Raw genomic sequence first — 15553 nt, 5'->3', positions numbered from 1 at the left:
CGACTCCCCGGTGGTCAGCGGAACGCGGCGGTACCCGTGAGGGCCTGCCCGATCATCAGAGTATGCATCTCACCGGTGCCCTCATAGGTGAGCACCGATTCCAGATTGTTGGCGTGGCGCATCACCGGATACTCCAGGGTGATTCCGCTGGCGCCCAGGATGGTGCGCGCCGTCCGCGCGATGGCCAGCGCCTCCCGAACGTTGTTCAGCTTCCCCAGGCTGACCTCCTCGGGGCGCAAACCGGTGGCGTCCTTGGCCCGCCCGAGGTGCAGGGCCAGCAGATGGGCCTTGCCGTACTCCAGCGTCATGTCGGCGAGCTTCTGCTGGGTCAACTGAAATCCGCCGATCGGCCGGTCGAACTGCCGACGCGACTGCGCATAGCTCAGGGCGCTCTCCAGGCAGTCTCTGGCCGCACCGACAGCGCCGAACACGATGCCGAATCTGGCTTCGTTGAGACAGCTCAACGGCGCACGCAGGCTGGTCGCCGCGGGCAGCCGCGCGCTGTCGGGAAGACGGACCCCGTCGAGCACCAGCTCGCTGGTCACCGAGGCGCGTAACGACATCTTCGCCTTGATCGTGTTGGCCGTGAAGCCGGCAGTGTCGGTGGGAACGGCGAACCCCCGCACCCCGTCCTCGGTGCGCGCCCACACGATCGCGATATCTGCCACCGAACCGTTGGTGATCCACATCTTGGTGCCGTCGAGGATCCAATCCCCGCCGGAGCGTACGGCCCGGGTGCGCATCCCGGCCGGGTTTGAACCGAAATCGGGTTCGGTCAGCCCGAAACAACCGATCGCGCGTCCCGCCGCCATCTCCGGCAGCCACTGCTGCTTCTGTTCCTCGCTGCCGAAGGCATGCAGCGCGAACATCGCCAACGAGCCCTGCACGCTGACCAGCGAGCGGATACCGGAGTCACCGGCCTCCAGCTCCAGGCAGGCCAGACCGTAGGCGACGGCCGAGGTGCCCGCACATCCATATCCGTGCAGATGCATACCCAGCAGTCCGAGTTCGCCCAGTTCTTTCGCCAGATGGCGCACGGGCAGGTCGCCGTCGTCGTACCAGGTGGCGATGTCCGGGGCGATCCGGGTCTTCACCAACGCCCGTACGCTGTCGCGGATCTGACGTTCTTCGTCGTCGAGCAGATCGTCGATGCGCAGCAGCACATCAGGGGTGATGGGGCCGGTGTGCGGTGCAGGCTGGCCGGACATGGTCTCTCCTCGCGTCGTGATTTCGGTGTCAGCAGCAACCGGAGGCGTGTGCGCCCACCGGTGCCGGGTGTGCCGGTTCGCGGCTGTCGGTACCTCGCCAACGCACCGCCCGGCTGGGCGGCGGTGTCTGCTCGCTGCGGTGAGTGACCAACGGGACTCCGTCCACCAGTACCGAAGCAATACCGGGCAGGTCGCCGAGCGCGAAGGACTCCAACGCGTCGGTGGCCATCGATCCGGTGATCGGACCCAGCACAAGCAGATCGGCGGGCATCCCCTCGGCGATCACCCCGGTGTTCAGGCCGTGGGCACGCGCGGTCTGTCCGGTGGCCGCCGCGATCGCCACCACCGGATCCACGCCGCACACCGCGGCGAGATAACAGATGTTGCGCAGCATGCCGCGCGGGATGACCCCGGTGCCACCCGGTGTGTCGGTCCCCAGCGTGAGGCGATCCAGACGGCGGTGACGGACGAGTTCGTCGACGACGACCGCCGTGGCGCGGTAGTTGTTCGAGCTGCACACCTCGACGCTGGTGTCGGGCAACCCGTCGATGATCGCGATGATGTCAGCGTCCGGGGGCGGTATCGGACCGCCGGAGATGTGGCCGACCACGTCGGGCCGCACGGCCGTCACCACATCCGCTCCCGCGACCCGGCTCGACCCCGAGCGCGAGACGCCGCCGGAGTGCAGTTTGACGGTCATGCCACGCTCATGTGCCCAGTGGACGTAGCGTTGCGCCTCACCGTCGCCCAATCGATTCCAGTCGTAGAAGATGAACTTGAGCTGGTCGATCCCCTCGCGGTACGCCCGGTCGAAATGCTCTTCGGTCATGCCCGGGACCAGCAACACGGTGCCGGCGTTGACCTTCACCCCGGACGGCCGCATCCGGCCGGTGGTGTGTTTGGACGTGATCGCGATGCTCAGCACCAGTTCGGGGGTCAGCGCGTCGAATGCCAGTCCGGGAATGTGAAGTTCGCCCGCGGACACCATCGTGGTGGTGCCCCCGTGCAGGTAGTTGTGAATCCAGCCGACCGCGTCCTGGGCCGGTGTCCACTCCCCGAAGGTCGGGTGGACGTGGCCGTCGACCAGGCCTGGCATCACGGTCAACCCACCCGCGGACAGCACGTGATCGGGTGCGGGGGCGCTGAGGCCGATCCCGGCGATGACGCCGTCCTCGATGAGCAATGTGGTGTCGCGCACCGGGGCGATGGCGGAATCACCGTGCACCAGAAGTCCGACGTCCTCCACGAGCAGGGTCGCCACCTACAACCTCCTTGATTGGATTTTGTATACACTATCCGACGTTCCGGTGCGGGCGGTATCCGGGGCCGGCTCACGAGACGTCCTTCTCGACCGCGATGTATTTGTGGACAGCGATGTACTTGTGGACAGCGCCGTACTTCCGAACAGCGAGTTACTTCCGAACAACGAGGTACTTCTGAACAGCGGAACCCCGAACACCACCACGACGACGATCGCGGCGCCCGCCAGGTTCATCGCCAGGCGCACCCCACCCTCGTACCACGGGAACAGGTCCGGGTACTCACTGATCACCAGGAGCACCGGCGGCCCGGTCACGGCCCACCAGGTGTAGTTCACCGGCCGCAGCGCCATGGCCAGGGTGAACAGCACCACGGTGAGGACGGCCACCACGGGCACCGAAGGGTGGGCCCCGAGCAGCACGGCGGCGATCACCGCCCCCACTGTGTTACCGGAAAGCCGTTGCGCCAGTCGCATTCCGGTGTCGCCGACGGTGGGTTGCACAGTCAGGATCACACTGGTGACCAACCAGTGGCCGCCCACCAAATCGTCGGGCAGCAACCCGGCGAGCAGCACCGCGGCGGTGACGGAGATCCCGACCCGCAGCGCGTGTGGCCAGATGTCGCGCCGCTGCCCGGCTTCCGGCGCCGGCGACGGTCGCGGGCGCTCACCGCGCAGCAGCCGGACCGCCGCCGCACCCCCGAACCAGCCGCCCCACGCCACCGCTACGACGAGCGCACCGACCACATAGGGCAGCAGCGCCGACAGTCCGCGGTCGGCAGGCACATCGACGGCGATCAGTACCACCGCCAGACCGGCGGTCGGGCCGACCCGGGCCAACAGCGCACCAGTCACGGCAGCCGCCACGCTCGCCGCCGCCAGCGCGCCCTGATGCTGCGCCGTCAGCAGCGCGAGCACCGCGCCGACAAGCACGGTCAACGCTCGGATCGCGATCAGCGACAACGCCGGACGCCACTGCGTCGGCAGCGAGGGCACCGCGGTCAGCACGAAACCCAGTCCTACCGCCGATCCCAGTTCCGCGTGCCCGAGCACCGTCGCTCCCCCGAGGATGGTGCCCAGACCGGCAGCCAACCACATCGCCATCGGCCACCGGCTCCGGCCGACCGGCCGCAACAGCTCGCGGATACGCAGACCCGGTGACGGCGTGACCGCGGACGCCCGGTCAGGAGTCCGCACTGTCCGCACCGGCCGAGGGGTCCGGCGGCGCGGCAGCGTCCAACACTGCAGCGACGATGCCCTGATAGCCGGTACACCGGCAGATGTTGCCCGACAACGCGTCACGCACCGCATCGGCGGTCAGGGGCTTCTCGGCGTCGGGGTCGCGAAGTAATTCCACGGCTGTGACCAGGAAACCCGGGGTGCAGAACCCGCACTGTAGCCCGCCGCGCTCGCAGAAAGCCCGCTTGAGCCGTGCGGCCTCCTCGAACTGGTCGAGCCCCTCGACGGTATCCACCCGTAGTCCGTCGGCCTGTACCGCGAGCATCAGACAGGCACGTGCCGAGCGGCCGTCGACGAACACCGTGCACGCCCCGCACACACCGTGCTCACAGCCCAGATGTGTTCCGGTCAAATCGAGTTCGTCGCGCAGGAAGTCGGCGAGCGTCAGTCGCGGCGACACCGTCCGGAGGATCTGCCTGCCGTTGACGACCAGCGACACCGGCAACGGCGCGAAGGCCTCACCCGCCATGGTGCTCACCAGCCTGCGCCAGCACACGTCGATGCGCGGCAACCAACGCCTCGGCCAGTGCGGCCGCGCAGAGGCGGCGGGTGTAATCGGGATCCTCGGTGACCGGATCGGTGTCGCGCGCCCACCGCTCGGCCAGATCTCGCCACAGCTCCTCGGACCCGAACTCACCGACCGCATCGCCGCCGGCGAACAACAGCGGGCGGTCAGCCACGCTGAGCACACCGCAGCGCAGATCGGCGATCCGCCCATCCGCGCCCAGGGTGAGCAGACAACCGGCGCCGGCCAGACCGTAGTCCCCGTGCTGATGGGCATATTCGACGAATCCCCAACCCTGGCCGGGCTGCAGCGCCGGCACCGAGATCCAGGTGATCATCTCACCGGGGTCCAACCCGTTGGTGTAGAAGGATACGAACATCTGGTCCGCCGAGACTTCGCGCCTCCCCGACGCAGCGGACTCCACGTGAAATGTCGCATCGAGAACAAGTGTGGCCAAGGGCATCTCGGCGGCCGGATCGGCGTGTGCGACCGAACCGCCGATGGTGCCGCGATTTCGGATCCCGACATGGCCGATGTAGCGGGCCGCATCGGCCAGCAGCGGCGCCCGCGCCGCGACCAGCGGGTCCACCTCCACGGTGCGGTGGGTTACCAACGCCCCCAGAATCAGATCGTCGGTGTCGTCGAAGATCCGGCCCAGTTCGGTCAGCCTGCCGATGTCGATGACCGCCGAGGGCCGGGCCAGGCGCAGATTCATCAGCGTCATCAGCGACTGCCCGCCGGCCAGCAGCTTGGCATCGGTGTCCTGCGCCAGCAGGCTCAACGCCTCGGCGACCGAATCCGGCCGGTGGTAGATGAACGGGGCCGGTTTCACGCTGCCCCCGCCAGCATCCGGCACAGGTCGCCGGTCGCGATCGGCGTGGTGGTCACATGACAACCGCCACCGACCGCGTCGTCGACGGCGCCGGCGATTGCCGAATACACCGCGATGGTTCCGCTCTCCCCCGCGCCGCGCACTCCGATCGGATTGACCGGGGTGTCGACGTGCAGGTGGCGGACCACGACGCCGGGCACATCGGTGGTCAGCGGCAGGTGATAGGCCGCGAAGGTCGTGGACGAGGGTTCCCCGGTCGGCGAGTAGCGCCACGCCTCGAACAACGCTCCGCCGATACCCTGAGCCACACCGCCGACGATCTGCCCCTCGACGATGCGGGGGTTGATCTCGCGCCCGCCTTCATGGGAGACCGCGTAGCGCAACACTTTCACGATGCCGGTCCGGCGGTGCACACCGACGATCACCGCGTGTACCCCCATCGTCCAGGTCACCGTGTCGACTCGGTAGACGCTCGTCACGTCCAAGGCGGCGCCACCTTCGTCGGCGCCCCCGACCCGTCCGGCCGCGGCCAGTTCGTCCCAGCCGATGGCCGCCCCGTCCGCGGTGAACCGTCCGACTGCGTAGTCGACGCGGTGCGCACCCAGCAGATCTGCGGCACGGACCGCAGCCAGTTCGATCAGATCCCGACAGGCCTGATGCACCGCCGACCCGGCGAGGACGGCCGACCGGCTGGCAAAGGTCCCGATACCTTCGGGCAACCGCTCGGTGTCAGACGGGACGTAACACACCTGCGCCAGCGGCACTTCCAGCGCATCGGCGGCCACCTGGGCGAACACCGTCTCGTGACCCTGTCCTGCCGAGGCCGCGCCCGCAGTCACCTCGAACCGGCCGTCGGGCAGGACTCGTACCCGCGCGGTCTCGTGCGGCCCACGACCGGTCGCCTCCAGATAGGACGACAGTCCGTACCCGATACGGTGTTCGGGGTGCTGCTCGGCGCATGCGGCCACCTCCGACGGCGGCAGCGCAGTCAACGCCGACTCCAGGCAGGCGAGATAGTCGCCGCCGTCGTAGGCGATCGGCACACCGTCGCGATACGGGATGGGACGCCGGTAGGGCATGTCTGCGGCGGTCAGCAGGTTACGCCTGCGGATCTCGGCGCTCGAGATGCCGACCACCGCCGCGGCGGCGTCGAGGCTTCGCTCCAGCGAGAATGTCGCCTCGGGTCTGCCCGCCCCCCGATACTGCGCGACGAGGGTCTTGTTGGTCAGCGCGGCGCGGCCGCGCACGTGGACCGCCGGAATCCGGTACGGACCCATCAGGTGCACCGCGGTGTTGGCGACGATGCCGGCTACCCACAGGCTTCCGGCGCCGATGTCGACCACGAAGTCGACGTCCCAGGCCAGGATTCGGCCTTCGGCGTCGACCGCCAGCCGGGCCCGGTGGGTCTGGTCTCTGGCCTGCGCGCTGGAGACGAGGTGTTCCTGGCGGTCCTCGACCCAGATCACCCGGCGCCGCAGGTGCCGGGCCAACACTGCCAGCACGATCTCCTCGGCGTAGACGTTGGCCTTGGTGCCGAACCCGCCGCCGACATCGGGCACACTGACTTTCACCTGCGCCCGCGACCATCCGGTCACCGAGCAGATCGCGTTGCGCACCATGTGCGGAATCTGGGTGGAGGTATGCAGCTCGACCCGATCGAGGGGGGCGCAGAACTCGGCGAGCACCCCGCGGCACTCCAGTGGCACCGCACCGTGCCGCTCCATCCGGTAAACGTCTTCGACGACATGTGCGGCTCCGGCGAAAGCGGCTTGCGCAGAACCGAACTCGTATTCCAGCCGCGCCGCCTCGTTGTGATCCAGATGGTCGAACAACACGGGCGCCGAGGCGTCCAGTGCGGCATCAGCATCGACCACCGCAGGCAACGATCGGTAGGACACCACGACGGTCTCCGCGGCGTCTTCGGCGAGATAGCGGTCGTCGGCGACCACCAGGGCGATCGGCTGGCCCACGAAATACGTGCGATCGGAGGCGAGGATCGGCAGGCGTTGATCGGCCAGCACCAGAGCGGTGGCCGCGGTGAAATCCGGATCCGGCGTCGTCAACGACGGGATCGGGGTGTCGGCCAGACCCAGATCCGCGGCGGTGAAGACCCCCGACACTCCCGGCATCTGCGCAGCCGTCGAGGTGTCGATACCGGTGATCCTGGCGTGCGCCTGCGTGGACCGGATGAACACCACGTGTTTGGCGCCGGCCGCATGGTCGGCGAGGAAACGCCCGTTGCCGCCGAGCATCCGGTCGTCCTCGCGGCGCCGCACCGAGCTGCCGACCCACCTGCCGTCAGCACCCGCAGGCCTCGCATCGAAACTCAATGTAGCCGCTTCTCCCATTGCCACAGAGCAATCGAGATGCCGAACGAGATGGTGATCAGCAACATGATGGTCGCCACCATGGACGAATAGTCGCCGTGGCTGTAGGCCTGCAGCACCACCCGCCCCAGACCGCGGCGGGTGGCGAAAAACTCCGAGAGCACGACGCCGACGACGGCCAGACTGACGGCCAGCCGGATGCCGGTCAGCAGCGGCCGCCGGATGGCCGGAAAGATGATGTGCGTCAACGTTTGCCATGCGTTGGCGCGCACCGAGCGGGCCAGCTTCCAGTACACCTTCGGGATCTCCTGGACCCCGGTCGACACGTTGATCAGCACCGGGAAGAGCGCGAACAGCACTCCCATGACGACCTTGGAGCCGGACAGGCTGAAGATCGGCAGCAGTACCGGGTACAGCACGATTTTCGGGATACCGTTGAGCGCGATGATCAGCGGCTCGAACAACGTGCGCAGCGTCTGGAAGAGGCCGAGCAGCAGGCCGATGCTGCCCCCGACTGCCGTGCCGATGACGAACGCCATCAGCACCGATTGCGCCGTGACCCGAAGGTCGAAAAGGTAGGCAGGGTCCGAAAGATTCGCGAACAGCACAGTGAGGGTCTGTGCGGGCGACGGGATCACGAATGTCAGTCCGGACACCACTTCCCAGGCGACGACCACCACGACGGCCAGCAGGCTCGCGCCCACCAATTGGCTGGCGAGCACGGATCGCCAGGAGAACCGCCGAGGGGTCACGGGTTCGGTTCCGGCGGCGGTCCCTTGAGGCGTGGACACGGTTGTGGTCACAGGTTCCTCCCCCGCAGCAGAACTCGCTCGACGGCCGCCAGCGCCGCGGTGAGCAGGCACGACAGCACAAGCACGACCACGATGTAGGCAAACATCGCGATGTTGTCGAAGATTTCGTAGAGGTAGCGAATGCGGTAGCCGAGACCGGCCTGGGCGGTGGTGAACTCCATGGCGATGGTGCCGATCAGCGCGTACACCACGGCCAACCGCAGGCCGGCGACAATGAACGGTCCGGCCGCCGGGATGGCGATGGCGAACAGTGTCTGCCGCGGCGACGCTTTCAGTGACCGGGCCAGTTTCAGATAGACCGGGGGCATCTGGTTGAGGCCGACAGCGGTGTTGAGCGCCATCGGGATGGCCGCCATGACGGTGGCGAGGATGATCACCGACATCGCGTTGATGCCCACCAGCACGATCATCACCGGATAGAACAGCACCAGCGGCACGGCGTAGAACGACACCAGATACGGCTCGAACACCCGGCCCAGCAGCGGGACTTTCCAGAACAGCAGCCCGGCGGCGAACCCCAGCAGACAGCCGAACAGGATCGACACCGTGACCTCGATGCCGGTGCGCTGGGCATCGAGCCAGAACTGCGGTTCGGTGAGCAGCTGACTCAGTTCGGCCAGGACCACCGACGGCGCGGGTAGCACGTGGTCGTTCCACCAGCCTGCCCGGGAGCCGAGTTCGGCGAAGCCGGTGAACAGCACCAGCAACGCAACAGTGGACCCGGCACTGTAGGCGAGCGAGCCGAACCGGCGTCGACGGCGAGGGCTCTCACCCGCACCTCCGTGCGGCGGGGCGGTCTCGGCCGGCAGGTCATCGGTGGCGGCAAACGAGGTGCTCACGTTGCCGCTGTCTCCTGCTGGCGGAAGCCGCGCATCGACTCGGCCTGCAGCGATCCCCAGATCCGGTTGTGCAACTCGTTGAAACGCGGAGTGGACACCACGCCGGCATCCCGCTCCCCCGGAAGATCGATGTCGACGACGTCGATGATGGTTCCGGGCCGGTAGGACATCACCCAGACCTGCTGGGAGAGCAGGATCGCCTCAGAGATGTCGTGGGTGACGAACATGATCGTCTGTTTGGTGCGGGCCCAGATCTGGCGCACTTCGGCACCCAGGAACAGCCGGGTCTGCTGATCGAGAGCGGCGAAGGGCTCATCCATCAACACCACCTCCGGTTGCACCGCCAGCGTGCGCGCCAGCGCGACGCGCTGCCGCATACCCCCGGAAAGCTGTGACGGATACGACTTCTCGAAGCCGGTCAGACCGACGAGGTCGATGGCTTCCCTGGCTCGCTTACGGCGAGAATCCTTGGCGGTGCCGATCATCTCCATGGCGAAGCTGACGTTCTCCTCCACGGTGCGCCACGGCAGCGTGGAGTCCTCCTGGAAGACCACGCCGATCTTGGGATCCGGTCCGGTCACCGGACGTCCCGCGACGCTGACCGTGCCGGTGGTGGCCTTCTGCAACCCCGCAACCACCGCGAGCAGGGTCGACTTACCGCACCCGCTGGGCCCGACGATCGAGACGAAGCTCGAATGCGGAACGTTCTGGTCAATGTCGGTGACCGCTGTGACGCGACGGGCGGCAGTGTCGAAAATTACTGACACACCTGCTATTTCGATCCCTGAAGAACTCACGCTGCCCTTTCGTTCGGTCGGTTGCGGGGCGACCGCAGGTCAGAAGGTGGCCCGGTCGTCCTCGGGCAGATACTGCTGATCGAGCACGGTGGCCCAGTCGACCGGTTCGTCGATCTGCCCGGCGGCGACCATCAGCTCGGACAGGTTCTCCAAACCCTCCGGGTCGACCTTGAGCGAGTAGGCCTTGGCCAGATCGGGATTGTTGCGCAACGCGGCCTGCATGACCTCGGGCGCCACGCCGACCAGCGGCCCGATCTCGGCTCCGGCCTCGTCGGGGTTGGACACGACCCACTCGTTGAGGCGGTCGGCCACCTTGAAGAACGTCCGGACGTTTTCCGGATTGGCTTCGGCGTACTCGGTGTTGACCGCTACCAGGTCGGCCGGCAGATCGCCGAGGACATCACGCGAGTCCACCAGGATCTCGGCGTTCTCGGTGGCCTGCTTCTCGGCGATGAACGGTTGCATCGCCCATCCCGCGGTGATCTGGTTGGCCTTGGCGGCGGTCCAGTTGTCACCCATCTGGCCGACCGCTTGGGTTCGCACCCCCTGCCCCAACTCGCGTTCGAGACCCTTGACCAGCAGCTCGGTGGACGAGCCGGCCGAACTGAATCCGAGGACGGCGTTCTCGATGCTGCGTCCCGGCGGGCCGATCCAGGAGAAGTCGTTGACCTGGAACCACGGGGCGACCACGGTGAGGTTCGAATTCGGTTGCTGTGCGGCGAGAAGCACCGAGGTGTTACCGGCGATCGCCATGTCGGCGTCTCCACTGGTGACGATTCGCAAGGTGTTGCCGCCACCACCACCGGAGAACAGGTCGACCTTGAGACCCTCCTCCTCGAACCAGCCCTTGTCGATACCCGCCTGCAGGATCGCCATGAAGGGCAGGCTGTCCACGCCGGTCGCCGAGATGCTCAGCGTGTCGGTTCCTGTCCCTCCTTCGGCGGCGGAGGGCCCGGCCGATTCGTCGGCGCAGGCGGTGAGGCCGACGAGAAGGGCGGACGCGGCGGCGAGAGCGCCGATGACCTTGGGGAACCGTGACATCCGAGAAGCCTCCGGAGGGTCGATGAATATTGGATACACTATACGAACGGCTGTGATCTACGTCAACATTTGTCGACGCCGCGGTCGCCGACGCAGCGCGGCGAGTTCGAGCCCGAGCGCCATCCCCAGCATCGCGGCAGCCGCGGCCAACCGGGGCCCGTCGCCGACCCTGTAATCGGCAGTAACACATTGCACCGCAGTATCTTTCACTGAATTCGCCGACGAAGGCGGAGCTTCGACGACCCCGTCCGACGGGGTCAGTGCCCGCTTGAGCGGCGGTGGCGCCCCCGGCACGGCGCTGCCCGGCGCCGGGTAGGCGCGCACCTCGCCGGCACCCGAACCGGTCATGCCAGGCGACCGCTGACGATGTCGGCGAAGGCCCGGATGGTGCCCTCGCGACTCTGCCCGGGCCGAACGAACGGCACGATCGACACCTGGTCGACGCCGAGCGACTCGATCTCCTTGAGCCGCTGTGCGCATTCGGTCTTGGTGCCGGCGAGCGCAAACAGGTCGACGAGTTCGTCGGGCACCAAATCGGCATGTGCCGCCTCGGGGTTCATGTGCTCGTAGTAGTTGTACTGCTCCCGTATCCGATCGATCGCCTTCTCCAGCGACGGGTCGACCTTGGCAGGCAGCGGGCGGATCGCAACCCTGGACACGTGCGCACGCACCAGATCGCGCGCCTCGGTGCTGTCGGCTCCGATGGCAGTCGGCGTCCACAGCACGATGTGCAGATCGTCGAGTGAACGACCGCTCTGTATGGCGCCACGCTCGATGGTCCGCAGCGCCCCTTCGATGAACTCCGGTGCGGTACCGACCAATACGATGACGCCGTCGGCGATACGGCCGGACATCTCCAGAATCTTGGGCGCCGAGGCAGCGATGTAGATCGGAATGTCCACCGGTGCGCTGAGGTAGTTGAGGTGATACTCGGCACCGCTGGTGGTCTCGGCGACCTTCTCGCCGCGGAACAACGCCCGCAGATCAGATATCGACCTCTCCAGTTCGGCGAGCTTGAGCGGTTTGAGACCCATGGTGCGCAGCGACGAGTCACCGGTTCCGATGCCCAGCGCTACCCGGCCGCCGGTGAACTCGGCCAGCGTCGCCCAGGTCGAGGCCAGCAGCGACGGGTGCCTGGTGACCGCATTGGTCACGCCGGTGCCGAACACGATCCGCTCGGTGCCGACGGCGGCGGCGCCCATCACCGTTGACGACTCGCGCCAGATGTTCTGCGAATCACCGAACCACACATGGTCGTACCCGAGGTCTTCGCAGAGTCGGACATAGGAACACATCGCCGCAGTCGGTTCGGTCGGAAACAGTCCTACACCCATGCTCAGCATCCGGTACGCCTCCTCGGGGCCTGTCAGGGATTGATGTATATCGTATCCAATCCTAAGGTGGTGTGGTCCGAACTACAACCGGAGGCAGCGAATGCAACTCGTCAACGAGTTCACCGTCGACGCGTCGCTGGACGCCACCTGGGCAGTCCTGACCGACATTCCCACCGTCGTCGAATGTGTTCCCGGCGCCGAGCTGATTCGGCACGAGGGCGCCGACTACCACGCGCACGTCGTCGTGAAGGTAGGACCGATCGCGATGACGTTGGCGGGCAAGGCAACTCTGGTGTCCAAGGATGACACCGCCAGGGAGATGGTGGTGCACGGTGCGGCCAGCGACCGCAAGGGCAACGGGTCCACAGCCGCCACCGTGCGGCTGACAGCCCACGACGACTTCGGACGCTCCACCGTCGTCGTGCGCACCGACCTCGAACTCAGCGGGCGCATCGCTCAATTCGGCAAAGGTGCGATCGTCCCGGTGAGCAACCGCATCATCGGGCAGTTCGTGGACCGGCTGGACGCGGTCATCGCCGGCGAGGTACCTCAGGCAACCTCGCCATCACCCCAGATCACTGCTCCGGCGCAGCCGACGGCCTCAGCCCCGGAGTGGATGACATTGGTTGCCAACGGATTCGCCGGCCTAGCACTCGGATTGGCCATGGGCCACTGGCTGCGACGGCTCACCGCCTTGCCGCGACGCTGACCAGGAGATCGAGTTCCACGCAGGCGCCACCGGGCAGCGAAGCCACCCCGATGGCGGTCCGCGCGTGAGCACCGACCTCAGCGCCGAACGCGGTCAGCAGCACCCGCGAAGCCGCGTCGATCACCGTGGGATGTGCATCGAACTCCGGGATGGCACGCACGAAGCCGCGCAGCTGTATCACCGCGGTCACCGCCTCGAGGCCGGCCGCGGCGTCCACGGCTGCCAGCAGATTCAGCGCCGCCAGCTCGGCCTGACCGCAGGCAGCGTCGAGACTCACGCTGTCTCCGACGATCCCGCGCTGCGCCGGCACCCCATCTCTGCGGGCCGTCGCCCCCGACACCCAAAGCTGATCACCGCTGCGACGGGTCGGGAAGTAGGCACCTTTGGGCGGGGGTGGGTCGGGAACCGCCATCCCGACCTCGCGGAGCCGCTCGGCGGCCGTCATTCCGCGGCTGCCGTCTCCGCGGCGAAGATCTGGTGAATGGGTTCGATCGCGTGCGAGCGGTGCTCGTGGTTGAGCGCCACCAGCTGCTCGACATCGCGGGCGGCCATCGCCTCGATCATCGCGACATGCTCGTGGCACACCTTTCCCATGTCGAGCAGTGGCGAATACATCGGCCGATACGCGTCGGCAGTGTTCCACAGCTGTGTCACGATGCGCTTGGTGCGCGCCATACCACTGGCATGGAACGTCAGAAAATGGAACTGGCGGTTGAACACACCGACGGCGATCAGGTCGCCCTCGGCCAGCGCGGCATCCATTTGCGCATTGCACGAGCGCATTTCGTCGACGATGGCATCGGTGACGCGCGGCATCGCATCCCGGATGAGCGCCTCTTCGAGGATGGCGCGCAGGGTGAACACCTCGAGCAGGTCGTCCAGGCTGAGCTTGGTCACGCGGTAGCCGCTGTGCGGCACGTAGGTGATGTACTCCTCGGCCTCCAGGGTCTTCAACGCTTCCCGGATCGGAATCCTCGACATCCCGAACTGTTCGGCGACGGCCTCCTGGACGATCCAGCTACCAGGCGCCAGCTTCCCGGTGGTGATGTCGTGCCGCAAGGCCTCGGCGACGGCCTGCTGAGCGGTTTTGGGGCGGACGAAGTCCGACCGGCGGCCTCGGGCCGCATCCCCTGCCGCGGTGTCGGTGACCGTGCGTTCGCCGTTGACCGGACCCGAACGTTTTGTGGCAGCGCGTGGTGGCATCGGCTCTCGCTTTCCGCTGATATTGGATACACTATGCGATCACCGCGGCGACGAGTCAAACTTCGTCCGCCGTGTCCGGCTCGTCGAACCCCCGCGGCCTCGAACACGAACACGTCCAGCAGGACGGTAAGGCAGACACAACAGGCCCAGACAACAAGCACGGACAAACACGGCACGGCACGGCACGGACAACACGAAGCATGTCCATCCAGCGGAGCCGCGTCCAGCCGACGGGACTACTGCCGCGATGGCCGATCGGTCGGCGTCATCCGAAGACCTCGGCCAAGAACTGCGTGGAATCCGGCATCGATTCCAGCACCGTTCCGCTGTGGTCGGCGTCGGGGTAGACCTTGAGGGTCACGTCCTGGCCGTTGGCGGCGAGCCGATCGGCGAACTGCAGGGTGAGGTTCGGCGGGACATCGCGATCCTGAAGTCCGACGCCCAGGAACAGCGGCCGGTCATACCCGGATGCGGGCACGCCCATGAACGAGTCGATCGCCTCCTCCGCCCCCGGGATGGAGGTGATCGGTGCGGCGAAGAACCCGGGCACCGTCATGTCCTCGAGCGCACCGGCGAGATCCCCCGCACACAACGTCTCGGCCTGGTCGGCGGCTGCCCGTCCCTGCGGGGTCAGCACCTGGTCGAGATCGAGATCCGGTCGCGCGTCGCGCAGCGCCGCCACGATGTAGGCGGCGTAGGCATTGGCCATCGGCCCGAGTTCGTCCGGCACCACCATGTCGGGCCCGGCCTGCTTGACGATGGTCTCGACGTTGGCCGGCGTGCCGGTCGCGACGACACCGCGATAGTCCAGCCCGGCTCCGGCGCTGAACTCGGTGGCCCACCGCGCAGTCGCGACGGCGGCTCCGCCACCCTGCGACTGTCCGACCACCGCCCACCTCGGCGACAGGTCCAGATCCATCTGATGCGCCGCGATCACCGAGTCCACCACGCCGCGCGCCGTGGTCTGACTGTTGAGATAGCTCATCAGCCCCGGGGTACCGAGGCCGGCGTAGTCGCTACCGACCACCACGTAGCCCTGGTCGAGCCAGTGCGACAGATATTCACCGTCGCGCCCGCTGCGTGGCAGCGCCGACGGAGTGCAATCGTTGCCCAGGCCGACGGTGCCGTGCGCCCACGCGACGACCGGCCAACCACCCTGCGGCGCAGGGGTTCGCGGAGTGAACACCACCGCAGTGCTGACAGCAGGACGGTCGTGCTGATTCACCGTGGAGTAAAGAATGCGGTAGGCCTCGGCGGCACCGGCGACCGAGAGCTCAGGATCGAGCGGGACGGTCTCCAGCAGAGCTCCCGGCGACGGCTCGGCGGCATCGTGGCTGCGCGCATCCATGCCCGACCACGTCGGTGCGTCGACCTCGGTGGTTGTGGCCGCACAACCCATCAGCGCAACGCTCATCACCAGCGCCGCAACGCAGATGCGGACGATAGGGG

Annotated in this window: 16 protein-coding genes; 1 reads left to right on the top strand and 15 read right to left on the bottom strand. The window is 67.3% G+C overall.

Annotation, left to right across the window (positions count from 1 at the left end; translation table 11 throughout):
* Positions 1-14 precede the first annotated feature (14 nt).
* The 12 genes from ACNUDN_RS11530 to ACNUDN_RS11475 form a co-directional block, all read right to left on the bottom strand.
* Positions 15-1208 (bottom strand): acyl-CoA dehydrogenase family protein, encoded by a 1194-nt coding sequence (locus tag ACNUDN_RS11530; protein ID WP_419122062.1) that lies wholly within the window; start codon positions 1206-1208, stop codon positions 15-17.
* A gap of 28 nt (positions 1209-1236) precedes the next feature.
* Positions 1237-2469, bottom strand: coding sequence for an amidohydrolase family protein (locus tag ACNUDN_RS11525; protein ID WP_419122061.1), 1233 nt, complete (start codon positions 2467-2469; stop codon positions 1237-1239).
* On the bottom strand, positions 2470-3663 hold the full coding sequence (locus ACNUDN_RS11520) for an FUSC family protein (RefSeq protein ID WP_419122060.1): 1194 nt from the start codon (positions 3661-3663) through the stop codon (positions 2470-2472).
* Positions 3650-4174: a (2Fe-2S)-binding protein gene (locus ACNUDN_RS11515; RefSeq protein ID WP_419122059.1), complete on the bottom strand. Its 525-nt coding sequence runs from the start codon at positions 4172-4174 to the stop codon at positions 3650-3652. Before ACNUDN_RS11515 ends, ACNUDN_RS11520 begins: the two co-directional genes overlap by 14 nt.
* Positions 4164-5042: an FAD binding domain-containing protein gene (locus ACNUDN_RS11510; protein WP_419122058.1), complete on the bottom strand. Its 879-nt coding sequence runs from the start codon at positions 5040-5042 to the stop codon at positions 4164-4166. Before ACNUDN_RS11510 ends, ACNUDN_RS11515 begins: the two co-directional genes overlap by 11 nt.
* Positions 5039-7372 (bottom strand): xanthine dehydrogenase family protein molybdopterin-binding subunit, encoded by a 2334-nt coding sequence (locus ACNUDN_RS11505; RefSeq protein ID WP_431959880.1) that lies wholly within the window; start codon positions 7370-7372, stop codon positions 5039-5041. The genes ACNUDN_RS11510 and ACNUDN_RS11505 overlap by 4 nt, the downstream gene beginning before the upstream one ends.
* Positions 7369-8172 carry an ABC transporter permease gene (locus ACNUDN_RS11500; RefSeq protein ID WP_419122056.1) on the bottom strand — a complete coding sequence of 268 codons (804 nt, stop codon included), beginning with the start codon at positions 8170-8172 and terminating at the stop codon, positions 7369-7371. The genes ACNUDN_RS11505 and ACNUDN_RS11500 overlap by 4 nt, the downstream gene beginning before the upstream one ends.
* A complete protein-coding gene (locus ACNUDN_RS11495; RefSeq protein WP_419122055.1) occupies positions 8169-9020 on the bottom strand; it encodes an ABC transporter permease in 852 nt (283 codons plus the stop codon). Before ACNUDN_RS11495 ends, ACNUDN_RS11500 begins: the two co-directional genes overlap by 4 nt.
* Entirely contained in the window at positions 9017-9787 is a 771-nt protein-coding gene (locus ACNUDN_RS11490; protein WP_419122054.1) for an ABC transporter ATP-binding protein, read from the bottom strand. The genes ACNUDN_RS11495 and ACNUDN_RS11490 overlap by 4 nt, the downstream gene beginning before the upstream one ends.
* A 69-nt stretch (positions 9788-9856) precedes the next feature.
* On the bottom strand, positions 9857-10858 hold the full coding sequence (locus ACNUDN_RS11485; RefSeq protein WP_419122053.1) for an ABC transporter substrate-binding protein: 1002 nt from the start codon (positions 10856-10858) through the stop codon (positions 9857-9859).
* A 57-nt stretch (positions 10859-10915) separates the two neighbouring features.
* A complete protein-coding gene (locus ACNUDN_RS11480; protein WP_419122052.1) occupies positions 10916-11206 on the bottom strand; it encodes a hypothetical protein in 291 nt (96 codons plus the stop codon).
* Positions 11203-12192 (bottom strand): LLM class flavin-dependent oxidoreductase, encoded by a 990-nt coding sequence (locus tag ACNUDN_RS11475; RefSeq protein WP_419122051.1) that lies wholly within the window; start codon positions 12190-12192, stop codon positions 11203-11205. The genes ACNUDN_RS11480 and ACNUDN_RS11475 overlap by 4 nt, the downstream gene beginning before the upstream one ends.
* A gap of 100 nt (positions 12193-12292) precedes the next feature.
* Here ACNUDN_RS11475 and ACNUDN_RS11470 point away from each other — a divergent pair, with 100 nt between their 5' ends.
* Positions 12293-12901 (top strand): SRPBCC family protein, encoded by a 609-nt coding sequence (locus ACNUDN_RS11470; protein ID WP_419122050.1) that lies wholly within the window; start codon positions 12293-12295, stop codon positions 12899-12901.
* Here the strand turns inward: ACNUDN_RS11470 and ACNUDN_RS11465 are convergent.
* The 3 genes from ACNUDN_RS11465 to ACNUDN_RS11455 form a co-directional block, all read right to left on the bottom strand.
* Positions 12879-13346, bottom strand: a complete 468-nt coding sequence (locus tag ACNUDN_RS11465) for a RidA family protein (protein WP_419122049.1) — start codon at positions 13344-13346, stop codon at positions 12879-12881. The two genes, ACNUDN_RS11470 and ACNUDN_RS11465, sit on opposite strands and share 23 nt — an antisense overlap.
* Positions 13343-14104 carry a GntR family transcriptional regulator gene (locus ACNUDN_RS11460; protein WP_419122048.1) on the bottom strand — a complete coding sequence of 254 codons (762 nt, stop codon included), beginning with the start codon at positions 14102-14104 and terminating at the stop codon, positions 13343-13345. The genes ACNUDN_RS11465 and ACNUDN_RS11460 overlap by 4 nt, the downstream gene beginning before the upstream one ends.
* 265 nt (positions 14105-14369) lie before the next feature.
* Complete coding sequence (locus ACNUDN_RS11455) at positions 14370-15518, bottom strand: alpha/beta hydrolase family protein (RefSeq protein WP_419125119.1); 1149 nt, start codon at positions 15516-15518, stop codon at positions 14370-14372.
* Positions 15519-15553: the final 35 nt, after the last annotated feature.

The sequence above is a fragment of the Mycobacterium sp. smrl_JER01 genome, from assembly GCF_048513595.2.
Taxonomy (GTDB): Bacteria; Actinomycetota; Actinomycetes; order Mycobacteriales; family Mycobacteriaceae; genus Mycobacterium.
The sequence above is the reverse complement of the archived record's forward strand: the minus strand, read 5'-3'. Positions and strand labels throughout refer to the sequence as shown.